The organism is Chryseobacterium vaccae, assembly GCF_009602705.1.
GTDB lineage: Bacteria > Bacteroidota > Bacteroidia > Flavobacteriales > Weeksellaceae > Chryseobacterium > Chryseobacterium vaccae.
This window is the reverse complement of record NZ_VSWH01000001.1, coordinates 2,952,449-2,979,167: the sequence shown is the minus strand read 5'-3', so window position 1 is coordinate 2,979,167 and position 26,719 is coordinate 2,952,449. Positions and strand designations below refer to the sequence as shown.

Below are 26,719 nucleotides of genomic sequence, written 5' to 3'. Positions count from 1 at the left end.
AACAGTATTATTTTTTAGATTTCAGATGGAATAAGGTTCCCTTTTTTTGATTCTTTTAATCAGGTGGCTAAAATAGTGAAAATACATAATATGTAAATCATGTTAAAAATCAACAGTGTCCAAGGGCGCTGGCTGTGAAAAAGGCCTATTTTTGCGTAAAAGTCTTTAGGTCAAAACACGTAATAATTTCATTGTAACAACTGTATTGGTTATAGAGACTAATCCCAATTAGAAATTTAGATTAAAAATAAATAACTGTTATGAAGAAATTTTTTATTTCTGTTTCAGTTTTCTGTATGCTGAATGCTATGGCACAGAAATTTGATACACAGAAGGTAACGGACAGCCAGGGATATTCCTACGAGACTGTGAAAAATGATCAGACCGGGGTAAGGGTATACACTCTGAAAAACGGACTGAAGGTTTATCTGGCAAAAAATGATGACGCGCCAAGAATCCAGACTTATATTCCGGTAAGAACAGGGTCTAACAATGATCCAAGTGACAATACGGGATTAGCTCACTATCTGGAGCACATGGTTTTTAAAGGGACTTCACATCTTGGAACTCAGGACTGGGCAAAGGAAAAGGTTCTGCTTCAGCAGATCTCTGATCTTTATGAACAGCACAAAGCGGAAAAAGATCCGGCAAAGAAGAGAGAGCTGTATAAAAAAATTGATGAAGTTTCCCAGGAAGCTTCCAAGTATGCTATTGCGAATGAATATGACAAAGCTATTTCTTCATTGGGAGCTACGGGAACCAATGCCCATACTTCTCTTGATGAAACGGTTTACAAAAATAATATTCCATCCAATGAGCTTGAAAAATGGCTGAAAGTAGAAAAAGAACGTTTCTCGGAACTGGTTCTGCGTCTTTTCCACACAGAATTGGAAGCGGTGTATGAGGAATACAACAGAGCCCAGGATAATGACGGCCGTCTGGTAAATTATGCGATGCTGGAAGCTCTTTTCCCTAAGCACCCGAACGGGCAGCAGACAACAATCGGAACTTCCGAGCATCTGAAAAGCCCGTCTATGGTAGCCATCCATAAATATTTTGATACATATTATGTTCCTAATAATATGGCGGTTGTATTGGTAGGTGATCTTGATTATGATAAAACGATCAAATTAGTTGACCAATATTTCGGTTCCTTTAAATATAAAGAGCTTCCAATGAAGAAAATGGTAAGCGAGGAACCAATGACCCAGATTGTAACCAGAACAGTAAAAAGTCCTACTACGCCTAGAATGACCTTGGCATGGAGAACAGATTCTTACGGTACTCAGGAAGCAAGACTGGCGGATGTTGTTTCTAAAATCCTAAGCAACAGAGGTGATGCCGGACTTATTGACCTTAATATCAGCCAAAAACAGAAAACTTTAGGAGCCGGTGCTTACGAATCACCTTATAAAACATACGGTGCTTTTGTAATGGTAGTGGTTCCGAAAGAAGGGCAAAGCTTTGATGAAGCTAAAAAACTTCTTCTTGAGCAGCTGGATCTTGTGAAAAAAGGACAGTTCCCTGAATGGATGCTGAAGGCTATCGTAAACGAGAAGAAAGTGCAGCGTATGAAGACTTGGGAAACTGCGGACGGACTGGCAACAGATCTTTATGATTCCTATATCAATGAAAGAAGCTGGCAGCAGGAACTGGATGAGATCAACGAATATGAAAAGATCACCAAAGCAGATGTGGTAAAATTCGCGAACAATTTCTTTAAAGATAATTATGTAGTAATCAATAAGGAAAAAGGAGTGAATGATAAACTTGTCCGTGTGGAAAACCCGGGAATTACTCCGATCAAGCTGAACAGAGAAGCTCAATCACCTTTCCTTAAAAATATTTTAAGTACAAAAGTAGCAGAGATCAAACCTGAGTTTATTGATTACAATGCAGCCATCCAAACAACTCAGATCAAAGACAAGAAAGTAAGCTTTGTGAACAACAAATATAATGATGTTGCCCAGGTAAGCTATATCTTCCCTTTCGGAACGGATAATGATAAAGAGCTTCCTATCGCTTTAACACTTTTCGAATATCTTGGAACGGATAAATATACTCCGGAGCAGTTAAAAGAAGAGTTCTATAAATTAGGAATTACCAACAGCTTCAGAGCTTCCAATGATCAGATCATTGTTACGCTGAGCGGTCTAGAAAGCAATATGAAGAAAGGAGTAGAGCTTATGAACCACTGGATAACGAATGTGAAAGCGGATAAGGATATTTATAGCAAAACGGTTAAAACAATGCTGGAGTCAAGAGCGGTTGCTAAAAAAGATAAAACCAGAATCATGGCAGCTCTTTCCAACTATGCTAAATACGGAAAGAATTCCAGAATGACAGACATCGTTTCCAAAGAACGTCTTGAAAGTATGGATGCAACTGAGCTTACGAAGAAGGTTAAAGCGTTAACTCAATATCCTTATGAGATTTTCCTTTACGGAAAAGAACAGTCAGGGTTGGAAAGAGCGGTGAAACCTTACATCACAACAGCCAGCCTTCAGCCAGCAAAAGCTAAAGAATATCCTGAACCGGCTACTGAAGGAAAAGTGTACTTCACCAACTATGACATGGTACAGATGGAGATGTCTAAAGTAGCAAAAGGAAATACCGTAAACCTTGGAAACTTCGGAAAAGCGAACGTATTCAATGAATATTTCGGAAGAGGTCTTTCTTCCATCGTATTCCAGGAGATCAGAGAAAGTAAATCATTAGCATATACTGCTTATGTTTCTTACGGAACAGCATCTGAAAAAGGGCATCCTAACTATATCACGAATTATATCGGTACACAGTCAAACAAACTTCCTCTGGCGGTTAATGCGATGAATGATCTTATGGTTTCCCTGCCACAGATTCCGGTACAGTTTGAAAACGCGAGAGGTTCTGCATTGAAGCAGATTGCGTCCAACAGAATCAACAGAACGAATATCTACTTCAATCAATTGGCACTTAAAAAGCTAGGGGTTAACTATGACATCAGAAAAGATATTTATTCTGAAATCCAGGGGCTTACATTACCGCAGCTTACAAACTTCTATAACACAGAAGTAAAACCGGTGAAATACAACACGGCTATTATCGGTAAGAAGGAAAACCTGAACATGGAATCCATCAACAAAATGGGACAGTTCGAGGAAGTTTCTCTTGAAGAGATCTTCGGATACTAATCCTTTTGGTTTAAATAATTGTAAAAGCGGAGCAGAAATGTTCCGCTTTTTTGCTGTATGAAATAATCCTTCCCTGATTATGAAGGTTTCACAGAGGTGACAATGTTTCACGTGAAATAGAGGACCAGAAATTGGTGTTTTTTATCGGTTGGTAATGATAATAATTATAGAAAACATACATGTCAGATGATGAGTATAAATAAGTGTAAAGCTATACATATTCAATAGAGGCGGGCTTTAGCCCGCCTTACAATTAACCAAACCATCCATTGGCTTTATCCCAAACCTATTGCCCATAATAAAACAAAAAAACCGCACAATCATGTACGGTTTTGTATCGGTTGAATTTATTTTTAAGATTTCACCTCCTGAATAAAAAGGTTGATCTCTGCCCTGATCAGTATTTCATCACGGTGAAAAGTTTCACAGAAAATATTGCAGATATTCTCATACTGTGATATAAGTGAAGCTTTGGAAATAATCTTATCTCCAACTTTGGGAAGAGCGAAGATTTCTATCTTCTTGATGTTGGTAATAAAACCAATCACTTTGGTATCTGCTTCAGGATTTTCGAAGAAGCTTTGTCCCATGATGGAGGAACAGGTCTGGGCAAGGTTTTCAATCAGGCCGCATTCTGCAAATTTATTATTGTGGACAAAGACATTGTCTTCTTTTATTTCAAAGGAAGTTACAACCTTTTCTTCGGTCAATTCCAGGATATAATCTGCCATCAGCATCGGTGTGCGGTGCGGCAGAAAGTTGTGTATATTGATGAGTTGGTCTTCCTTAATTTCCATTCCCTGTTATTTTACTGCAGTTTTCATTTGAGACTTTGCAATGATCTCATTATTCAGTCTGGTAACGATGTCTACCAATGTTACGCCCATTACTTCGTTGAGGATCGTTACTTCCGAAATCAGCTGGTCTCCTGTTTTGGGAAGAGCACCTGCTTCGAAAGATTTGATGGCTCCGATATATCCGGTAGGTGCTTCTTTTCCCAATAAATAATATTTGTATCCGGTATGTAAAGCAACACTCTGTGCCTGATGCTCAATCAGTCCGGATGCCTGGAAAATACCGTTCTGAACAAAAATATTATCTTCTTTGATTTCAAATCCTGAAATCAGGCGGTCTTCAGAAAATTCAGCCAGCTCATGAACCATTACAAAAGGATAACGCTGCGGAATAAGGCTTTCCACAAAGTCCTTGTCGGTTGTAGGCAGTCTGTTTTCCATTAGCAAACCGTTAATAATGAACAAGAATAGGCAAATCTTCCGCTTTCAGGAACGCACAGAAGAACTTTTTCCCCTTTTTTCAGTTTTCCGGAATTCATAAGATCTTTCAGTGCTACAAAGATAGATCCTGCCCCAATATTTCCGATGTCAGAAAGGTTGTAAAACCATTTTTCTGCAGGGAAATCCATTCCTTTTTTGGCAAATTCATCCTTCAGCCCCTCTTTAAAGTAGCCGGACGAAATGTGAGCCAGAACGTGATCAATCTTTTCAGGATCAAGGTTATGTTTATCGAAAGAAGATCTTAAACTTTCAGCACCTTTTACCAGAATGTATTTATCAAGGATCTTTGTATCCTGTTTGATGGCGAAAATAGACTGCTTCAGCCATTCATCTGAAGGATAATCGGCCCATGATTTAAGGCTTCCGTCTTCCTGCTTATCGCATCCTGCATACATACAGGCTTCAATTTCGTGAGCATAAGAGTAGAAATCTATAAATTCAATCTTTAAAGAAATACTGTTCTCTCTAGGTTTATTTTCCAGTAAAAAAGATCCTGCACCATCAGAAAGCATCCATCTCAGGAATTCTCTTTTGAAAGCGATAATAGGTCTTTCTTCCAGTAGTTTTAAATTTTCAGCTTCATGGTTGAATTTATCTGCAGTCATCCAGGCAGACATTCTCTCGGAACCTGCACATACCGCATTTTCGTGTACACCAGCTTTTACTGAAAGGAACCCGTAGTTAAGCGCATTCATTCCGGAGTTGCACAGGCCTGTTGCGGTATTAATTTCAATAGATTTTCCGATGTTCAGTTCGCCGTGAACCATAGAAGCGTGTGAAGGCTGGATCTGGTCAGGAGAGGTAGTTCCTACCGATAGCAGCTTCATGTCTTCTTTTTTGAAATTTTCGTCGAACAGTCCTTTAATAGCATTTGCCGTAAGCTGTGCATTAGTGTGGGTAGGATTTCCTTCTTTATCTAAAGCATAGTATCTTGTCGTAATTTTATTATTTCTTAAGATCAGTGATCTCGCTTTAGAAGGAGCATCATTAATCAAACCTAAATAGGCCTCCATTTCATCATTCGATACCGGGTTATTCGGTAAATATGCTGATGCTTTTGTTATAAATACGTCGTACATTCTATTTTAAATTAATTCCTTGTAAATATCTTTTTTGTTTTTGTCTTTTAAACCAGAAAATAGGGGTTGTCAGTAAGTGTAAAACCAGAACGACCGGTGAAATAATCCAAATCGCCGCCATCAAATATACCTTAAAGAATTTTATCAGCAATGGACGTTTTTCTTTTTTCTTGATAATCAGGTTCGACCATACGGTGAAAATCTTGTTTCCTACTTTTTCTACCCGTACCAGGAAAGGGCGGATTTCTATGGCTCCGTTCTTTACCAGCTCAGGCTGAAGGTTCTGTAAACTATTGTTACTGAAATGTTTTTCTATAATCCGGCCATACTTTACAGACCCTGAAATTTCTTCATCCGAAACTCCTGCTGCAGGAAGCATTCCTGATTTTTCTTTCTGCCCCGTAGTCAGCCATCGAAGGATCGTTAGTACACTGGTGTAATTGTCATGACGGTCTACTAAAGCAATATTTCCTACCAGATTTGCCCTCAGGTCCCTTAAATATACCTTCAGTTTTTCCTGGGAAAGCATCCACATATTGCGGGTTCCGGAAATGGTAACCACATCTGTGTCTTTCAGGATCTTCTCTGCAAATCCGCTTTTCAGGAAAGAGATGATCGGAATAGACGGGGTAAGATACCAAACCTGGTAACCGAACAGGATGAGGTCATATTTTTTATTCAGAATCTCATCAGAAGGGGGTAAGATCTCTTTCGGGATCTGAAGGTAAGATTCCGGAAAAGTATCGAAAAAAACATCTTCCGGCCATGGAAAAGGGAAATCTTCTTTCAGGCGAATATTGTAATACGTGACATCATACTCCTCCTTTTTAGCTTCAAAAGGCAGAGCCATGTTTTTCACAATATCTTCCAGTTGCCCGGTTTGTGAGTAATATATAACGAGTATATTTTTTTTCATTAATATTCTTTAGCGGTTACAAAAATATGCTTTTCATATTTATTTAGTGTTTTTTGAATATTTTTATTGCTTCAGAGCTGAATTCTTCATGATAATCCGAATGGTTCAGGGGCGAAGATTCCTGGTTCAGGTAAATAATGGTCCCGGGAATATGCTGAAGCGAGCTGATATCAAAATTCTTATCCGAAATCAGAAGCACATCGATACTTTTAGTCACTTCAGAAACATTCTTTATATAATGAAGTTTTCTTCTTTTTACGAGATAATTATGAGCTGCAATGGCTCTCCTCTCGTCATCCTGAATCAGAGAAAAGATTTTTCTTTCGGCCTGATAAAGGGTAAGGAGAACATCTTTTTGTCCGAAATCATCAGCTATATGCAGGATATTGGCTTCTTTCGGAATGTGTTTATTCAATTCAAAGTAAACAGATTTGTTGGCTTTAAAGTCAGCTTTTACCTCGTTTACTACCTCACTTTCTTTGTATAAATAACTTAAGAACAGTTTTTTCTTAAAGTAATTTTCATCTTCAATTTCATTTCTGAGCTCTGCAAACTTCTGTCTGAAATAGGCATTGATCTTTTTCGTTCTTTCAGAATAGTTTTTTCCGAAACTCATATCATCTTTGCTGATCCTTTCACCAACTTTCACCGTGATGCTTCCGTCATAGATGATGAAATCTCCTTTGGGAAGTACCTCAGAATTTCCGTGGATGTATAGCGGGAGAATATCCAATCCGAATTCTTCAGCCAGATAAAATGCTCCTTTGTGAAATCTTTTAACATCGTTGGTATAGGAACGTTCTGCCTCCGGGAAAACCACCAGAGAATACCCCTGATTAATCTTTTCTTTCAGCTTTTCCTTTCCATTTTCTATTCCTTGTGAAACCGGATAGAAGCCCAACGCTTTTACCAGTCTTCCGAAAACCGGGGAGTCATATACCCAGTCATTGACAAGATATATAATTTTATGGGTAGCCATAGCAATGGCAAGAGTATCGAGGAAAGAAGTATGGTTGGCAATGATCACAGCCGGTTTACTGAAATCTTCTGCCGGATTTTTAATGACCTTTTTCTTTACGAGAGGGGTCGTGTGCAATACGGAGGATAAAAATTTAGCCAAAACCAATTTGATGATATCCAGAGTTCTGCCTTGTGCTCTTCTGATGAAAATACTTCCGATCAGTGAAAATACAAACCCTCCCAGTCCGTAATACAAAAATGAAAATACAGACCGCAGGAATAATCTGAAAGTGATGGGGGAAAGTCCTTTTTTCGCTCTGTTGGTAATCAGCAGCCTGAACCAGAACGGATATAATGTGGAAGTAATAACAATTACCGAGAACATTCCAATCAGGGCAACCAAAGCCAGAGAATGAAGGGCGGGGTGTTTAGCAAAGATCAGGGAGCCAATGGATAAAATAGTAGTGAATACAGCCAGAATAATTGAAGTTCTGTATGTAGGAAGCTCATTTTTTCCTGTAGTGTGCTCCTTCTGCATAGCCTTGGTAAGGAAGATGCTGAAATCATCACCGACTCCGAAGACAAGAGTACATACCACAGTACTGAAAATATTCAGTTCCAGACCCAGAAAATATAAGATACCTGCTGTTACCACTCCGGTCAGAACGATAGGGAACATGGTAAGGACGGTCAGTTCAAAATTTCTGAAGAAAACAATGATCGTCAGAATAATAGCCAGTAAAGAATAATTGATCAGGGTACTGAAGTCTCTTTTCAGAAGTCCCAAAAAGTTTTCATTCATCTGCTGGCGGTCGATAGCCAGAGCTTCATGTTGTTTCTCAATATCTTTAATAAAAGCATCTCTTTTCTTTTCATCCACTTTTACCACATTGGAAACGGTGTAAAATCCTTTTTCACTGCTTAGGAATTCAGAGATCTGCAGGGCTTTTACCTTTTCGTAATCTTTCAGGCTTAATATCGGATACTCTTTATTTAAAACATCATTGAAGCCGGTAAATGCACTGCTGTTGAAGCCTAGCTTATTCCCATTGTTCACTAATTCCAAAATGGTTCTGTTCTTTTTGTCTCCATCCCAGAACTTTTTCCAGTTTTCTATTCTCTGCTGCTGGTCTTTTTCGGAAAGAACAACACTTCCCAGTGAGTTGTAGCTTAAAATTTTTCCCTGTTGCTTTTCTTTTTCAAGGAAATGAGCCAGCTGGGAGTTTCTGGTGAGAGCTTCATTTTCAGAATCTCCGTAAGAAATGGTATAAATAGATTTAGACGTAATATCAGAAAGCTTCTGAAGTTTTGCCTCACTTATTTTTAATTCTTTGGGAATATAGTTCAGGTCACCAATATCCTCATTGAATCCAACATGCCGGAATCCGAACAGACACGCAATAATGAGAAGAGAGCAGCCAATAATCAGCGGTTTATTTCTCTCATAAGGATAAGACCCGATCTTGTCGATGAAATTGATGCTGGGTTTCCCTTCTTTTATTTTTGGTTTGTAAAGCTGGGGGACGATGATCAGCGCCGTTATTGAAGAAAGAATTACCGTGATGGCAGCAAAAATTCCAAGATCTTTTAAGGCTTCAGAACGTACAAAAACCAGACATAGGAAAGATACGGAAGTTGTGGCACTGCTCAGTATAATTGGCTGGGTAATCTCTTTGTAAAGTTCTTCAATATTGTTATTATGTTTATAGTGGGTAAGAATATGCAGGGCATAATCAATAGTAATCCCAATAAGTATAGCTCCTACACTTAGAGAGATGGCAGAGATTTTATCTTTAATGAAGTAAAGAATCAGCAGGGCTAATAATACAGAAAAGACGGTGGGAAGAAATACAATAATTGGAGTGAAAAAGTTCCTGAAATAATAGATCAGAAGCACCAGAAGTACCGTCATAGAGATCATTACGGTATTCTGAATATCTTTTTTGATCTGTTTGGCATTGGCAACTGCGATTACCGGAGAGCCAAAATAGCTGAGCTCTGTTTTTCCTTTGAATTCTTTGTTGATACTATCCTTTACTGTATTAAGCTGGTCAATAAAAGCCTCATTGTTTTTCGTGTCGTTGCTTTTGTTCTTAGGTTCAATAAAAAGCAGGAGACTCTTTCCGTCTTTGGTGACGATGTAATTGTCTTCAAGCCTGAAATCCTGGCTGATATTTAAAGCGTTTAATTTTTTAATTCCCAGATAGGTAATTCCCAGAGGGTCTTTTTTGATGAATTCTTTTGTGACAAGACTTGTAGGAGAAGCCAGAGCAATATAATTATTTTCTACCTGTTGGGCAATGCTGTCTTTCTGAAGCTTTCGTTCAATTTCCTTATAATCATTTTTATCAAGGAACAGTGGCAGATTCTGGTTGACAAAATCAAAGGTTTCGGAAATTTCATTGTCATTTACTTTTCCCTGTACAGCACCAATGTATTTTTTCAGAGGCTCAATCTTGCTCATGAAAGTATCTGCAGTCTCAGAAAGATGATAGCTATCCTCATTAGACTTGTTCTCTATGATGACAATAATCTTATCCGAGAAATTAAGCTGCTTAAGGACTTTAGCGGTAAGATCAGATTTTTCGTTCTTAGGGATTATCTGGTTAATATCTTCTTCAAAATTTATTTTTGAAGCAAAAAATCCACATATCAAAGCAATTCCCACAGCAGCAGCCACAGAAAGAATTTTGTTTTTTGAGATCAGATAATATAAAAATATAAAGAAATGATGCATTACCTTGTAAAATCGAGTCTGCAAATTTAAATTTTTCAGTATTAGTTCAAAACATTTAGACGATAAGTTTTGTCTGAAAATCAATAAAATATTCTAGGAAGAATAAAAAAATATTCTACTTTTGCAAAAGTTCCCTTTAATGAAATGTATTTTAAACCTCAATTATTATTAAAAAAATAAGAATCTGTTTTAGATATGTTGAAAAAGAATGATGAAAAAATAAACGGATTTCTATTTGTAATAGTACTCCCCCTTCTTTTGTTTGCCATGTCTTACTATGGATTTGAATCGTCCTATACCAGACTGAAGACATCAGAAAAAACGCCATCTTATTTATTTACTTCCGTATATGCATACAGGGTAATCCCGAATTATCTCAGTGTGCAGATGACCGATCTGATGTACACTCTGATTAACGGCCCTCTTATTTTCTTTAAAGAGTTTCTTTCCAAGAACGGAACCCCTTTCTATCACGGACTTTTTTTGATGAACAGCATTTTCTTTTTATTATGCTCTGTGCTGTTGAATGTTTTGTACAAGCTTAGTTCTGTAAGCTGCTTTCAGAATATCAATGCAAGAAGAGTTGTTCACCTGCTGTCCATTTTCTTTATTGTCATTACGCAATATGCACCTACCAATTGTGATACCATCGCATTGTGCTGCTATCTGACGGGAATGCTTTTGACATTAAAATATTTGCATACACAAAACCCCATATATTTTTATCTTTTAATTGTACTTACAGCGCTGTCTACCTTTGTAAGAGAAACAGCCTGCCTGAATATTGCATTTTTTGCAGCAGTATTTGTGAATATAAAAGAGATAAAGTCTGGGAATTATAAAATAGTCTGGAAGATTATTCCATTGGTTCTGGCTTTCATTATTCCTTATTTAATCCTGAGAATGATCGTAGGAAAGGAAACCGTGACTTTTGTAGAAGGAATTTATATCGATAGAAATTTTTCAAGCCCCTTTAATCTGGCAGGATTAATTTTTACCGTGATAGTGCTTTATTTTATATACAAACTATGCACAAGCAAGGAAAACAGGGCTGTTTTTGAAAAATATCTTTTTTTTTCCACTCCCTATCTTCTTATGATAACCATGGTAGGACTTTACTGGGAAGTAAGGCTTTTCCTGCCACTGTTTCTTACAGGAATCATTGTTGCCTATTATCAGTTTAATAATTCTTCAGAATCAGCATGAGTTTACTGCATCCATATTTTATCATTGCAATGATCTATATGCTGTTTTTCAGCATCCAGGAAGTTTTTGGGAAAAAAGTAGAAAAGAAATGGTTCTGGTATCTGGGGATCTACTTAATCATTCTTGTAGGATTCAGAGATAATGTGGGACCGGATTATGGTAGTTATAAAGGGCTGTATATCTACTCAGATATGAAAAGTTACCAGAGTATCTTTATGAAGATGCTCCATATGGAAGGCCCTGACCACCTCGATGTGGAATGGCTCTATACTTTGATCAATAAAATCCTGCTGAACATCTTTAATGCTCCCTTTTATATGCTTACCCTGGTTATTGCTATCATTGCGATAATCTTTAAGATAGAATATACCGAGGATAATACCTTTTATCCCTTTACATTTACGCTGTTTATGTTTATTCCTAACTTTTTTGTTGGGGAAAGTGGCCAGATCAGGCAGAATCTGGGAACTTTCATTGTCTATTTTGCGATACGGTATATTAAAGAGCAGAAATTCTGGCATTACCTCTTCTTTATATTTCTCGGAGCGGGAATTCACAGTGTCTGCTATATGTTCCTTCCCATGTACTGGCTTGCGCGGATACCGTTGAATAAACCCATAATGCTTGTTTTAATCATTACCTCTGTGTTTCTGTCACCATTTGAGGTGTACAGGGCATTTGGTAGCTTTTTGAATGATATGGCATCAGATAATCTGCTTGTAGAAGGTTTCAGCGGATATATGGAAGAATCTGTTCAGAGGCTGAATGGTGGTTTCGGAATTCCGGAAGGAATGATGGTTATCCTCACATTTTTCCTGTTTGCTTTTGATACCAAAATGAAAGAGCTTTACCCTTATTACGAGTATCATAGAAATTATGCAGTAATTGGGATTTGTTTCTATTTTATCTTCAGGAACAATCCTATATTTTCTTCAAGGCTTGCAGGAACATTTATAGCATTTTCATATATCATCATCATCAATTCCATGTATGTGGTTTCAGATGGAATGAAAAAAGCGATCTATGCATTCATTATCTCTCTTGTTGTCTTCAATTTTGTAGTTTTCGGATTCTTTAATAATATTAAGATCGGACGATTTACAGTAGAACTCTACAGAAATCATGTGCTTCCATAATCAGATCGATTTTTTAAATCTAAAATAGTAAAAAGACAGCTTTAGGCTGTCTTTTTTGTTGTATTGCTTTTTCTGAACAATCTAATCCTGATATTGTTTATTGTTGTAAATGAATGATTGTATTGATAATTATTTAATATTATTTCATTTTTAATATAATATTAATATTATTTCGTTGTTAATACAATATTAGAGTTATTTTCTTTGAGGCTTAAAAATTGCATTTTCTATTTTAATACACACACAAATCCAAGGATATGAAAAAACTGGTTAAAACTTTGGTGGCAATATATTGCCTCGTGTCGACGAGTATCTATGCCCAAAACAGTATAGAAGTAAAAGAAAGTTCTTCCTTTGTAGAAGATACAAACGGAAAGGATATATCTAAAAGAAATGAACTGGATGGAACTGCTCCTAATCGGTTTCGGGAAGCAGAAGCTCCTGACTGGACAAAAGCTCCGAATAGCTATATTTTTGACCCGTCCCTTGCCGCAGAAGGACTAATTATTCCGGTGAAAAAAGCTTTTGCCATGTGGACCGATGGCGGTTATCTTAAAGGTAGCGGAATTCCATCCGGGAAGATGACAGCGGAAATATTGTGGGAAGACGCTCATGGACTGATCAGATCCAACCCCGGTTACTCATTAGAAATTCTTGATTCCGGAGAAAATGCGAAAATAAAAGTTCCCATTAATAAAACAAAAAAAGGAAATGCAGTTATAGCGCTTAAAATAAACAAGGATATTTACTGGAGCTGGCATGTCTGGGTGACAGATGATCCTACTAATGGATCTACTTATAAAAGTTTTAATGAAATTAAAAGATTAAGATCAGACGGAACAATAGAGCCAATTCCTGATGCTGATTGGGGATGGATGGACCGTAATCTCGGGGCATTAAGCAGCTCCATCACCTCCTCAGACTGGAATCGTAGTATTGGATTACTGTATCAGTGGGGAAGAAAAGATCCTATTCCTCCTTTAATCACAAGAGCGAATGATTTTTATGAAGTATCAGGATCTATAGGAAGAGTAAGGCACAGAGGAGCCAAGAATCTTACCAATGCCGTCAATATTGATGCTCTTACAAAAACTGTTTTGCTCTCAAATGCAGAAGTCGGTAAAAATATTATGCTTTCAGTGAAAAATCCGTTAAGTCTCATCTATATTAATAAAGATGATAACAGTGGCCAGGCCTATTATAATAACAATGCCAATTTGCCGGTCAACTGGTTCGGAAGACTTGCCGGAATGGCAGACAGCGAACTGTCAGAGCTGAATTTGTGGTCTGACAATTCACAGGGGAAAATCAAAACAGACTATAACAACGACAGTAGTGCGCAGCCTTACAGGGATAAATCTCCTTATGATCCCTGTCCCAATGGTTGGCGGATCCCGTCTATGCTGGTGGCCAATCTTGCTTCTCAATCTTATACCGATGATATCAGAATTGATTTTTCACCTTTCGGAGTAAGAACCAATATGCCCAAAAATGTTTTTGAAGCCAACAGATATCATATTATCAAGCCTGCCGATATGGGAACTCCTGCATTTATGACAGGCTTCAAAGTATATCCAAATTTAGGGTTCGATCTTTCAAACGTAGGCGGGTTAAATATGGGAGTATTTCCAGGATCCGGACAGCTGATCCGGAATGCTCATCTTGGGCAATATAGTGACCAGCATCACACTGCGCTGTGGACAGCAACACTTGCCAGACATTTTGATGCTTCGCCGGCTGTAAGTGTAAGAGGGCTGACGATGATTCCGGATAAGGGACAGCCTGATATCCCTGATCCGGGTTACCCTAATATTAAAGGAAGATTTTTTTATATGCCGGCGTCCGGAATGTATACCTCGGATGCTAATGGATGCAGATGTATAAAAGACCCTCTGTATACTGTCAATAGCTACGATTTTCCGACACAATACCTGGCTTCTTCGGTAGAGTACAAAGAAGGAATTGATGATCCGAATACCTACCAGGCAGTCAAAAGTGCACAGCCTTCCACCATTGAAATTCCTGTGAATAAAGCATTCTCAATACAAAGCCAGATGCTGAATAATCCGGATATCCTCAATCCGTCAAGTTTTAACAGCTTAAAAGCGAATGTACTATGGACTACAAACACAGGCTTGATTAGCAAGGTTTCTATGATTAATGCTTCTCCCTCGTCACTTCAGGATCTCGGTAATTCCCGGATAGCGGTGGAGATTAATCCTAATCAGAGTGGAAATGCAGTAGTAACCCTGCATAACGGAAGTATCTCGGCTCCGGTTTATTGGAGCTGGCATATCTGGATTACCGATACAGGATTAGGCTCCTACACCTATACTACAGAAATTCCTGCGCTGGAGGCTACGAACTATGTGAATTACGTCAACAAAGCAGATGTCGTACTCAAAACAGAGTTTATGGATAGAAACCTGGGGGCTGCAGAAGCTTTTCCGATTGTAGCTAATCCTCTTACTCCTAATACAGCTGAACTTGCGAAGATTAGAGCGTCTGCCGGAATGCATTATCAATGGGGGCGGAAAGACCCGATTCCTGTTTTTCAGAATGCAGATAACAGAAGTTCCTATAACATCTATCTGGGCACCGCAACCGTTGCCGGAACCATAGCCTATACTACGCTTACTCCCGCTGCATACAATAATCTGGCAGGAAGTTATATTATCCCTTTTAATACCTATGCTGCTGCCTCCAACATACAGGATTCAGATCAATCTGCAGATAAAGTAGCTAAAATATTATCCTATTCTGTGAAGAATCCTCTGGTATATATGGTCCCGAGTGCTTTTGCACCTTTTAACAGCGGAAACCCCAATTATACCAACGGCACAGACTGGCTTGCCAGCGAACCGAATATGGCACCGGACAGATGGGGGCATGGTGGTAAAAAATCACCTTTTGATCCATGTCCTGAAGGTTGGAGAATCCCGGATCTTACCAGTGTTTCGCTCGTCTCATTTCAGGATTTCGGACAAACCCCGTGGTACAAGAAAGATAAAAATATAGCCACATCTTATAGTGCCATTACAGATTATGCCGGGGCAAGAGTCAGAAACCCTTCTACAACTTCTACTATTGGGTATATGTTTATCAATGCCTCTTATGTGACAGGAAATTATCCGAATTCAGGATCACGGGGATTCAGGAGTGTTATGGGAAATCAGACTCCGCAGGGAACATTCAATGTCATTAACTATCAGTATCCGGGAGTATGGACAGGAGCTTTAAACTCCAATTACATAGGTAGGGCCGTCAATATTTTATTTAATACAGCCTCTACGGCGAATCGTTTCATTGCTTTCCATGATAATAATGATCCTTATTTCGGGATGAGCTGCCGATGTGTAAAAATAAAGTATAATGCAGAAGGAAAAGAAGAGGGACCTATTCTGGGTTCTCAGATTATGTCGCTTTCATTGAATAAGCTTCCTGATGTTCTGAATGTTTCTGATGTGAAAGAAATGAAAGAGACAAAGATCACTTTATTTCCAAGTCCGGTTAAGGATGTGCTCTATATTAATGCAGAAGAGGGTAAGGACTATTATTATCAGATGTACAACGCATCGGGCCAGCTTGTAAAATCCGGGAAATTTGAAAATGGAAAAATAAATGTCTCTTCTTTAATTTCCGGAGTGTACCTGATAAGAATAAATAATTCCAAAACAGGAGTGAAAGTCATTAAACAATAAGGTTATCATCAGAATTAAACAAAAAGCAGGATGGGTTTTCCGTCCTGCTTTTTTATATGCATATACTTTACATCTATCACCATTGATGAAAAATTCTATTTCCTTGCTTATTTTTAACCTAACTGGTACTGTATAAATAACTTGATACCTCTGGAGGTGCTTTCTGGAATGCCCATTAAACCTATCTAATTGTCAAATTAAACAGACAGAACAAAATGTATATAATAAAAAAGCTTTACTTTTGCAAAAATTTCTAGAATGTCGAAAAATTTAGTAATCGTAGAGTCCCCGGCAAAAGCAAAAACTATTCAGAAGTATTTAGGAAAGGATTTTGAAGTGAAATCCAGCTTCGGACACATCCGTGATCTGCCTAAAAAAGGAATGGGAATAGACCTTGCCACCTTTGATCCGGATTACGAGGTTTCTGCAGACAAAAAGAAATTGGTTACTGAGCTGAAAGCAGCTGTAAAGAAAGCAGAAATGGTATGGCTGGCTTCCGATGAAGACCGCGAAGGAGAAGCTATTGCATGGCACCTTGCGGATGAATTAAAGTTAAAACCTGAAAACAGGAAAAGAATTGTTTTCCACGAGATTACTAAAAATGCCATTCTGAAAGCTATTGAAAATCCAAGAGATATTGATCAGAATCTTGTAAATGCCCAGCAGGCAAGAAGAGTACTGGACAGAATTGTTGGTTTTGAAATGTCTCCGGTGCTTTGGAAAAAAGTAAAGCCGGGATTATCTGCCGGAAGAGTTCAGTCGGTAGCCGTAAGATTAATCGTTGAAAGAGAAAAAGAAATCCGTGAGTTTGTGCCGAAAGCAAGCTTTAAGCTGGATGGAATCTTTTTAAATAAAACAGAGCAGGAAATTGCAGCTAAACTGAAAAAAGACTTCGAAAAAGAAGAAGAGGCTGAAAAATTCCTTGAGCAGGCTAAAACAACAGAATTCAAAGTTCTGAATGTTGAAACAAGACCGGGAACCCGTTCTGCATCTGCTCCTTTTACTACATCAACGCTACAGCAGGAAGCTTCTTCAAGACTGGGATATAATGTAACAAATACCATGCGTCTGGCACAAAGACTGTATGAAGAAGGATACATTACCTATATGAGAACAGACTCTGTAAACCTTTCTCAGGAGGCCATTGAAGGAGCCAAGAAGCAAATCATCTCAGAATACGGAACAGAATATTCAGCACCAAGAAATTATACTACCAAGTCCGCTTCTGCACAGGAGGCTCACGAAGCGATCCGTCCTACAGATTTCGGAGTAAAGAGTATCGGCGATGCTCAGCTGAACAAATTATACCAATTAATTTACAGAAGAACACTGGCTTCTCAGATGGCCAATGCCAAGATTGAGAAGACCGTAATTGAAATAGGAAACGCTTCCCTGCCGCAGAATTTTGAAGCACAGGGAGAGGTGATCATTTTCGATGGTTTCTTAAAAGCTTACGGAATTGTAAAAACAGAAGATGATGATGAGGAAAACAACGAAAAATTACTGCCGAAAGTTAAGGTAGGAGAGATTTTAAGTTATAAAACAATCACAGCATCTGAAAAATTTACCAAACCAAGTGCAAGATATACCGAAGCAGGACTGGTAAGAAAGCTTGAAGAATTGGGAATTGGCCGCCCGTCTACGTATGCGCCGACTATTCAGACCATTCAGAACAGAGAGTATGTGGATAAGCGTGAAATTGAACCACAGATCCGGGAAGTGATCAAAATGTCTTTAACCAAAGATAAGATCAAAAAAGCGGTTCTTGAAGAAAAATTTGGCGGTGATAAAAATAAATTTATTCCTACAGATATAGGCGAGGTTGTTAATGACTTCCTTACCGATAATTTTAAAGAAATTCTGGATTACGGATTTACAGCAAGAGTAGAAGAAGGTTTCGATGAGATTGCCAATGGTGATCAGAAATGGAAGGAAATGATGACGAATTTCTACTCCAAATTCCATCCGAGAATTGAAGATGTAGAAGAGAATGCAGACCGTGCTACAGGAGACAGGCTGTTAGGGGTGGACCCGAAAACCGGTAAGAATGTTCATGCAAGAATCGGAAGATTTGGAGCGATGATTCAGATTGGGGAAACGGATGATGAGGAAAAACCGGTATTTGCATCACTTATGACAGGTCAGAATATTGCAACCATTACTTTTGAAGAAGCTTTAGAGTTGTTCAAGCTTCCTTTTGATCTGAATGATTTTGAAGGGCAGACGGTTTCAGTAGGCGTTGGAAGATTTGGTCCTTACGTAAAGTGGGGTGAAACATTTATCAGCATTCCGAAAGGAGAAGATCCGTTATCCGTTGATCAGACCCGTGCAGAGGAAATTATTCATGAAAAGAAAAAGGCAGATGCACCCATTGCAACTTATAAAGGTGATCCGGTAACAAAAGGTACAGGAAGATTTGGTCCGTTCATCAAATACAAAGATATTTTTGTAAACGTTCCTAAAAAATATAATTTTGAAAACCTTTCCCAGAGTGACATCAACGAATTAATTGATGCTAAACTGGAAAAAGAAGCCAACCGTTATATCCAGCAGTGGGAAAAAGAAAAAATTTCCATTGAAAACGGAAGATGGGGACCATTTGTGAAATTCGGAAAAGCAATGTTCAAAATTCCGAAGAAAAAAGATGATACCAAATACGATGCTGAAGAACTGAAAGACGTTTCTTTAGATGAGGTTAAAAAGTGGATTACCGACCAGGATAAAAATGCTTTTGCAGAAAAGAAAAAACCTGCCGCTAAAAAAGCAGCAACCGCCAAGAAAACTACAGCTGCAAAAAAACCGGCAGCCAAAAAGAAGTAATCAGAAAAATAATTATACCAAGCCGTTAACAGTAGTGTTGACGGCTTTTTTTTCAATAAAAAATCCGGAGTAATACAGACTTGCACTGGTTTTTTTGTATGTTTGCTCAATTAATACAGTATTATTTCTCCCAATTTTTGAATTAAAATATGGATTTTGAAGATTTTATCATTTCGCCAAGAAATTTCAAAACGGAAAGCTGGCAGATAGGCAGCAGAATCACGAAAAATATAAAAGAAGACAGCATTGTCCTTCTCTTTGTATCAGATTACAGAGGGGCGGACGGTGATGCGGAAGTACAGGATTTTACGGCCATCAGAAAAGAATTTTACAGACTTTCACAGCTGGATTTTGAAATTCCGGTAGTCGATCTTGGAGATTTGGTATCAGGGAAATCAGTTCAGGATACGCACTATATTTTACAGGAGGTCTTGTCTGCCTGTCATTACAAAAGAGCACTTCCGGTCATCATCGGAGGATCTAACGATTTTGCCTTTTCACTTTTCTCGGCTCTGAACTTTCATCAGAAAAATATCAATTATACCCAGATCAGCAATATTATTTCTCTTCAGCAGGGCGAAAAAATTAATGAGTATACCTTTTTAGGGAAGATACTGGGCTCCAAAAACTTTTCAATTAAAAATTATCATCACTTAGGTTACCAGAAGCATCTCAATGAAGCAGATTCTGTAAAACTGATCAAAGAAGTACAGTTTGATATCATCCGCCTGGCAGAAATGATGAATTCCACTGAAAAAACAGAACCTTTCTTCAGAAAAGCAGATCTGGTAACTGTCAACTGCGATGCCATTGAAAGCTTTAGTGAACCCTTTTCCGTAAATCCACAGGTAAATGGACTAAACAGAAGAGAAATCTGCGCCTATATGAAAGAAATAGGACTGAGCAGTAATCTGAAATCTGTAGGAATTTTTAACTATAATATTTATACAGAAAGCCAATTGAACCATCAACTGCTGGCACAAATGATCTGGTATCTTATTGAAGGGATCAATATTCAGAGGTCACATCCGAAAGAAAGGCAGTATGAACTGTTTTATGTTTTGATTGGTGAAGATCAGTATGCGTTTAAGAGGGATACATTCAGTAATTTGTGGTATTTCGGAGATGATGAGAATATAGAAAACTGTACTCCCTGTTCAAAAAAAGATTTTGAAGAAGCTAAAAGAGGAATGCTTAATCCCAGGCTTACCTTTTAACACAATACACACAAATGAAAAAAAAGATACTTATAACCGTTGTGCTACTGATAGGCGTATTCTGCACAGCCTATTTCTGGAATAAATACTCCTATGCCAATCAGGGAAAATATTTTGCTTCCCAGACTAAGCCACATGAGGGACTTCAGATTGGAATTATCGGAGACAGTTGGGTAGTTCGTCAGAATCTGGATTCTCTTCTTAAAACCAAACTTCTGGAGCAGGGACTTCATGCCGAAATTTATTCATCGGGAAATCCGGGAGCCAAGACCAAACGTATTTATGAAAATCTGTTTAAGAGTGAAAAGGAGGACTTTTCTTCCAAAGAAATAATTGAAAAGAAGCCGGATTACTGTATTATCATTGCCGGAGTAAATGATGCGGCTACCCATGTGGGCCCTGATTTTTATACTCATCATATGCTAATGATCATTAATACATTGTTACATTACGGTATTCAACCCGTTGTCATTCCTCTTCCTGAATTTGGTCTCGAAGAAGATTCTGAAAGAAAAAATATCCTGAGCAGCCTAAGTAATAAAGGCGGAGAATTAGTTCTGAACAATGGAAAAAGATTTGAAATAAAGGACTATAGAAACACACTTCTGAAAGAATTGGAGCATGAGGGTCTGGATAAGAAGATCATCCTTTTGAATTTTGATGAAGTAAGTTCTGATTTCGATAAAGACCGGAAACTCTATGCAGATCCGCTTCATCTGAACGAACAGGGATATCAGAAATTCAGCAGTTTTTTAGTTAAAAGCATTATCAACCTACACAACAGCAGATGAAAGTTTCTATCATTGTTCCCATATACAACGTTGAAAATTATCTGGCAAAATGCCTTGATTCTTTAGTTAGCCAAAGTCTTCAGGATATTGAAATTCTGGCTGTTAATGATGGCAGTACCGATGGTTCGGAGCAGATTATTCAGGAATATGCTGAAAAATTTCCCCAAAAAATAAAAGCTTTTACCAAAGAAAACGGAGGTCTGAGCGATGCCCGGAATTTCGGAATAGAAAAGGCTTCAGGAGAATATCTCGGCTTCGTAGACAGTGATGATTATGTAAAGGAGGCGATGTTTGAAGAGATGCTGCAGCTGGCAGAGAAGCATGATGCTAAAATAGTAATCTGCAATATTCAGAAGGTAGACCAGAACGGAAATATCACCCAAAAGCTGACGCAGCTTCCGGATATGCCTGAAAAGATTATATTGGAAGATTATTTCTCCGTATTCTCAGATCTTAGCTATTTTGCTTGTAATAAACTCTTTAAAAAAGAACTTTTTGAGCATAAAAGATTTAAAAAAGGAGCTCATTTTGAAGATATTCAGCTGATTCCGCAACTGTTATTGGAATGCAGTACAATTGCACAGACCCAAAACTTTCATTACCAATATCTGGAACGTACAGATTCCATCACAAAAACTCATACCGAAAGAGGGCTGGATATTCTGAAAGCAGTAAAAGATGTGGAATTGGTTTTTGAAAAATCCGGCTATTCCCATAAAAGAAAAGAATTGAAAAATTTTCAGATCTTTGAAGGGGTTTATTCTTTTCTTGCCTATCTGGCGTATGTGAAAAACGAAACAGATTTTTATAAAATGGCTGATGATCTGACAGTTTTCATGAAAGAAAGAGGAATAAAAAATCAAGATATATTGAAGTATAGTCGTTTTGGTAAGAATTATCTTTTATCTTTGCCATTGAAAAAAAAGATTTTTTATCTGTTGTTTTTTGCAGGACAGAAAAAATTGATAAGAAAATTGATATAAACACAAATGCAAGTACAATTGTTTCGGACAGTAAAACTTTAGCGAACGGATTTTGTAATCTCTTGTCATTGTTTTCATTAGAGACGATAGGTGCTTTGATAAGGAAAAAAATGAAGAATTTTGAATTGTTCTTAAGCGAATCAGGAATTTCTATTTTTTATGTGAAAATAGGATTAGGTTTCGTGTTCTCTTTTTTAATTACCTTTTTTTCAATCCCTACCATTATTAAAATCTCCAGAAGGAAGAACCTGATGGATGAGCCGGGAGTAAGGAGTTCCCATCTCAGAAAGATTCCTAATCTGGGCGGAATTGCTATTTTTTACTCTATTGGAATCTGTGCCTCAATCTTTGCTTACGAACTTTTTGACCTCTATAAATTTCTGTTTGCATCACTTATCATTCTCCTGTATATAGGTGTGATGGATGATATTGTGGTGATGAGAGCCTATAAAAAGCTTGTTGCCCAGATCATTGTATCGTCACTTGTTGTGATTGGTTCAGATATCAGGATCAGAAGCTTATTCGGAATATTCGGGATTTATGAGCTGGAATATGTGATAAGTGTGATCTTCAGCATTATTACCTTTATTGTACTCATTAATGCCTTTAATCTCATTGATGGTATTGATGGACTTGCCGGAGGATATTCGGTAATCTGCAGTGCTTTGTTTGGCATCAGTTATTACAGACTTGGAGAGTACAATTATCCGCTGGTTGTTTTATCAGTCGTGATCATTGGAACTGTTCTGGCGTTTCTTTATTATAATCTGTCCAATTACAGAACCAATAAAATATTTATGGGAGATACAGGCTCTATGCTTCTCGGTTTCCTTCTGGCATTTACCTCCATCTGCTTTATTGATATTTTTATAGATAAAGAACTTCCTAATATTCCAAGATACCACCTTCAGTCGGCTCCGGTTGTTGCAGTCGCCATCCTTATCTTGCCAATTGTAGATACGCTTAACGTGATTATTGTAAGGATTTGCAATAAGAAATCCCCTTTTGATGCAGATAAGAACCATATCCATCATAAATTGCTGAAACTGGACCTTACCCATAGAAGGGCCACATTTTATATCATTGTGTATTACCTTCTGATTGTGGCAGTAGCTTATTATTTAAGACATATCAATATCAACTTGTTGCTGCTGATCATTATTATGCTTGGTTTTTTAGGAGCTTATCTGCCGGATCTGATCTATCGTTTACGAAATAACAAGAAAATATCAATATAATTTTTACTTTTGCATACAATATTCAAATATGATGAAGAACTTTAAGTATTTATTTTTAATATTACCCTTTTTTATTACATCCTGCATCACTAAAAAAGATGTAAGATACATGCAGCCCAGCGAAAGCCTTGTGATTAATGAAGAAGGTCTTATTCCCTACAATATTCCCGTTTACAGAATTACCAAAAATGATATTCTTAATCTTAATATTGTAACCACTCCCAAAGGAGATGCAGCACAGTTTTACTCCACCTTCAATACTTCCGGAGGAACCGGAACCGGGGCAGGAGTCAATACTATGGCAACAAGGTTCGGGGGAGCTACCTCCACCAACAGCGGAGGAAATATGAACTTCTATTTTAACGGGCTGAAAGTGGATTCCAAAGGTGATATTAATGTATTTGGAATTGGATATATTAAAGCAGAAGGAAGAACACTTGAAGATGTTACCAAAGAACTTCAGGATAAAGTAAATGAAAATTTTCAGGAAGGAAAAGCTGAAGTAAGGCTGAATACGGATGGAATCACTTACTACATCTTAGGAGATGTAGAAACAACAGGACTTTCAGGAGAAAAAGTAGCCCATAAAAATACATTAACCATTACAGAAGCATTGGCAATTAATGGAGGATTGAACAGAACCGTAGACCGTAAAAATATTGTTATTCACAGAAAACTTCCGGAAGGAATTAAAAAAGCTCAAATTGATCTTACCCGTGAAGATATTATGAATTCTCCTTACTATTATATACAAAACGGGGATGAAATTTATCTGAATACCAGAGGAAAGAGTCTTAATGGATTCGGAAAAGATCCAATACAGACTTTAACGACCGGAGTATCGGTAATTACTACCGCATTGTCAATTTATCTTCTTCTTAAAAACCTTTAATCATGATTCCAGGTAAAGACGAAAAAATAGGGAAGAACGAGCCCCAGAAGGAGAAGTACGGATCGTTTGCGTTGTTTGATATTGAACATTTTCTCAGACGGATACTCAGAAACTGGTATTGGTTTATTTTCATGCTGTTCTTAGGGTATATCATCTCGTGGGTATATAGTAAATATTATGCTCAGAATGTTTTTGCTTCAGATCTCTCTCTGAGTATATCCAATAATACCTCCAGTTATTTTACACCCAATCAGTCAATTAACTTTATTTGGGGACAAAGTGGAAATCAGGACGGAATTTATCTTAAAAAGATGCTGTTGTCCAGATCTCACAACGAATTTTTGGTAAAAGAGCTGGATTTGTTTGTTAATTATTCTACCAAAGGACTAATCAAGTCAACCTATATTGATAGAACAGATTCACCAATTTTCCTGCAGATTGATAAGAAACATCTTCAGCAGATTAATTATCCTATTACCCTGATCCCGAAAGGAGGTGATTCTTATGAAGTGATTCTTCCTGAAGAAGGGCAGTCTTCCTCTTTGTACAGTTATGAAACTGAGGGTTTGCAGTCTATTAATGAATATGCCAGACCTGCCAATAAAATCATTAAGATTAATGAATGGTATAATGCCCCAAACCTTAGATTCAGATTGCTTAAAAACCCGGTCTCCCCTAAGATTAAGGTAGATAATATCATTGTAAACCTGACCTCTATAAATCAGAGTGTTAACGAAATTGTGTCCACAATTGGAGTAGATTTTGACAGGGAGATCAACACCATCATGTTCATTACCAAAAAAGGGTATAATCTCAACAGTACGGTAAACTTCCTGAATAAATCGGTTGCTGAACTTCAGAAAAAAAGATTAGCGGATAAAAATATCGTTAATAAAAATACAGAACTTTATTTGCAGGGCAATCTGGATAATATTCGCAAAAAACTAGATTCAAGTGCCGCTGTTCTTAACTTTCTGAAGACATCCGAAAAGCTTTATAATATTAAAGACAGGGATGAGAAATCCTTAGAAAAAATTAAAGATCTTGAAGCGAAGAAAGCAGACCTTGTAAGCAAAATTAGTTCGCTGAACAACATTAAAAATACGCTTCAATCCCAGGATTTTGAAAAAATGATAAGTACCAATGCTGCCGGTTTTGAAGACGGATTTTTCTCTGCTTCCGTGTCTGAGCTGAAAGCACTCTATACCAAAAGGAGAGAAATGGCAACGATCTATAAGCCTAATTCTGAGCCGATGAAAGAGATTAACAGGCTTATCAATGAAGCAAGAGCAGGATCTTCCGGAAGTCTGAGAAATTACTATACCAGATATTATGATGAAATCAATAAAATAGACAGACAGGTTGCTGAAGCGAATACCGATCTCATCTCCTATCCTGAAAAAGAAAGGAAATATCTGGATGCCGAAAGAGGATATAATATGATTGAGGCTACTTACAACAGTCTTTTGGGACGACAGAATGAAGCCCAGATGAAAGTGGCTACCAATCAGTCGGATATTACGGTAATTGACCCGGCCAAAAATCTTGGACAGGCTCCGATAGGTCCGAATGTAAAAGGAATAAAAATGGCTATTATGCTGGGGTTATTACTGCTTCCGCTAACATTTATCCTGATTGGTGAAGTGCTGGATAACAAGATCCGTAACATTAAAGAACTGTTGAGTGCAACCAAAATTCCTCTTCTGGGAGTAATCGGAAACAACAGTAATGAGAACATGCTTACCGTTCTTGAGCAGCCTAAATCATCTGTTTCAGAAGCATTCAGGGGTATCAGGGCCAGTATGAGATTCCTGATGGAAGGCAACGAAAGCGGAAAAGGAAAAATCATCCTAGTAACTTCATCCATCGGAGGCGAAGGAAAAACATATGTGTCCATCAACCTGGCTTCTGTAATAGGATTAAGTGATAAAAAGACTATTCTTTTAGGAATGGACCTTAGAAAACCTAAGATTTTCGGAGACTTTAATATTGATAACAAATATGGTATTTCAAACTACCTTACAGGAGAGGTTGGAATAGATCAGATTATCAATAAAACCAAGATCCCGAATCTGGATGTTGCTACATCAGGGCCTATTCCGCCTAACCCGTCAGAACTTTTGATGAGTGAAAGTAATATCAGGTTTATAGAAGAACTGAAAGAAAGATATGATTTTATCATCATCGATTCTCCACCGGTAGGTCTTGTTGCGGATTCATATGAATTAATGAAGTATTCAGATGCCAACATCTATGTTGTACGTCATGAATATACCGAAAAATATATGCTGAAGATGATTACCGAAAAATACCATGCTAATGAAATCAATCACTTGGGGCTTATCTATAATGATTACACCACCAAGCAGGGTTATGGTTACGGATATGGCTACGGATATGGCTATGGCTACGGGTATTTTGATGAAGATAAAAACTATAAAGAACCTCTATTGATAAAAATAAGGAATAAGGTACAGGCAATATTTAATAAAAAATAAAGTTATAAACCCTCATCCATTGGGGGTTTCTTTATATTTTAAGTAATTGAATTCTGTGAAAAAAAGAATATTTTCGT

At 37.7% G+C, this 26,719-nt stretch carries 16 protein-coding genes; 11 read left to right on the top strand and 5 right to left on the bottom strand.

Annotation, left to right across the window (positions count from 1 at the left end):
- Window positions 1–260 precede the first annotated feature (260 nt).
- Window positions 261–3,173 (top strand): M16 family metallopeptidase, encoded by a 2,913-nt coding sequence (locus FW768_RS13475; protein ID WP_153396189.1) that lies wholly within the window; start codon window positions 261–263, stop codon window positions 3,171–3,173.
- A 353-nt stretch (window positions 3,174–3,526) separates the two neighbouring features.
- On the opposite strand, the gene FW768_RS13470 is transcribed toward FW768_RS13475, so the two are convergent.
- The 5 genes from FW768_RS13470 to FW768_RS13450 are packed head-to-tail and all read right to left on the bottom strand — an operon-like array spanning window position 3,527 to window position 10,184.
- Window positions 3,527–3,970: an ABC transporter permease gene (locus FW768_RS13470; protein ID WP_153396187.1), complete on the bottom strand. Its 444-nt coding sequence runs from the start codon at window positions 3,968–3,970 to the stop codon at window positions 3,527–3,529.
- A gap of 6 nt (window positions 3,971–3,976) precedes the next feature.
- The gene (locus FW768_RS13465) at window positions 3,977–4,408 is read right to left on the bottom strand and encodes a hypothetical protein (RefSeq protein WP_153396185.1); all 432 of its coding nucleotides are present in this window, start codon (window positions 4,406–4,408) and stop codon (window positions 3,977–3,979) included.
- On the bottom strand, window positions 4,408–5,547 hold the full coding sequence (locus FW768_RS13460; RefSeq protein ID WP_153396183.1) for a beta-ketoacyl-ACP synthase III: 1,140 nt from the start codon (window positions 5,545–5,547) through the stop codon (window positions 4,408–4,410). Before FW768_RS13460 ends, FW768_RS13465 begins: the two co-directional genes overlap by 1 nt.
- Before the next feature lies 1 nt (window position 5,548).
- The gene (locus tag FW768_RS13455; protein ID WP_153396181.1) at window positions 5,549–6,463 is read right to left on the bottom strand and encodes a dialkylrecorsinol condensing enzyme DarA; all 915 of its coding nucleotides are present in this window, start codon (window positions 6,461–6,463) and stop codon (window positions 5,549–5,551) included.
- A gap of 43 nt (window positions 6,464–6,506) precedes the next feature.
- Window positions 6,507–10,184: an MMPL family transporter gene (locus FW768_RS13450; RefSeq protein WP_231128690.1), complete on the bottom strand. Its 3,678-nt coding sequence runs from the start codon at window positions 10,182–10,184 to the stop codon at window positions 6,507–6,509.
- 171 nt (window positions 10,185–10,355) lie between these two features.
- On the opposite strand from FW768_RS13450, the gene FW768_RS13445 reads away from it, so the two are divergent.
- The 10 genes from FW768_RS13445 (at window position 10,356) to FW768_RS13400 (ending at window position 26,642) form a co-directional block, all read left to right on the top strand.
- Window positions 10,356–11,366, top strand: a complete 1,011-nt coding sequence (locus FW768_RS13445; RefSeq protein ID WP_153396179.1) for a hypothetical protein — start codon at window positions 10,356–10,358, stop codon at window positions 11,364–11,366.
- The gene (locus tag FW768_RS13440) at window positions 11,363–12,502 is read left to right on the top strand and encodes an EpsG family protein (RefSeq protein ID WP_231128689.1); all 1,140 of its coding nucleotides are present in this window, start codon (window positions 11,363–11,365) and stop codon (window positions 12,500–12,502) included. Before FW768_RS13445 ends, FW768_RS13440 begins: the two co-directional genes overlap by 4 nt.
- Before the next feature lie 257 nt (window positions 12,503–12,759).
- Complete coding sequence (locus FW768_RS13435; protein WP_153396177.1) at window positions 12,760–16,203, top strand: T9SS type A sorting domain-containing protein; 3,444 nt, start codon at window positions 12,760–12,762, stop codon at window positions 16,201–16,203.
- Between the two features lie 258 nt (window positions 16,204–16,461).
- Window positions 16,462–19,023: a type I DNA topoisomerase gene (gene topA, locus FW768_RS13430; RefSeq protein WP_153396175.1), complete on the top strand. Its 2,562-nt coding sequence runs from the start codon at window positions 16,462–16,464 to the stop codon at window positions 19,021–19,023.
- A gap of 149 nt (window positions 19,024–19,172) precedes the next feature.
- Complete coding sequence (locus tag FW768_RS13425) at window positions 19,173–20,240, top strand: formimidoylglutamase (RefSeq protein ID WP_153396173.1); 1,068 nt, start codon at window positions 19,173–19,175, stop codon at window positions 20,238–20,240.
- A gap of 14 nt (window positions 20,241–20,254) precedes the next feature.
- The gene (locus tag FW768_RS13420; RefSeq protein ID WP_153396172.1) at window positions 20,255–21,031 is read left to right on the top strand and encodes an SGNH/GDSL hydrolase family protein; all 777 of its coding nucleotides are present in this window, start codon (window positions 20,255–20,257) and stop codon (window positions 21,029–21,031) included.
- Window positions 21,028–22,014, top strand: coding sequence for a glycosyltransferase family 2 protein (locus tag FW768_RS13415; RefSeq protein WP_153396170.1), 987 nt, complete (start codon window positions 21,028–21,030; stop codon window positions 22,012–22,014). The genes FW768_RS13420 and FW768_RS13415 overlap by 4 nt, the downstream gene beginning before the upstream one ends.
- Window positions 22,015–22,124: 110 nt before the next feature.
- The gene (locus FW768_RS13410; protein ID WP_153396168.1) at window positions 22,125–23,252 is read left to right on the top strand and encodes a glycosyltransferase family 4 protein; all 1,128 of its coding nucleotides are present in this window, start codon (window positions 22,125–22,127) and stop codon (window positions 23,250–23,252) included.
- 31 nt (window positions 23,253–23,283) lie between these two features.
- The gene (locus FW768_RS13405) at window positions 23,284–24,144 is read left to right on the top strand and encodes a polysaccharide biosynthesis/export family protein (RefSeq protein WP_394349977.1); all 861 of its coding nucleotides are present in this window, start codon (window positions 23,284–23,286) and stop codon (window positions 24,142–24,144) included.
- A 2-nt stretch (window positions 24,145–24,146) separates the two neighbouring features.
- Window positions 24,147–26,642, top strand: coding sequence for an exopolysaccharide transport family protein (locus FW768_RS13400; protein ID WP_153396164.1), 2,496 nt, complete (start codon window positions 24,147–24,149; stop codon window positions 26,640–26,642).
- Window positions 26,643–26,719 lie beyond the last annotated feature (77 nt).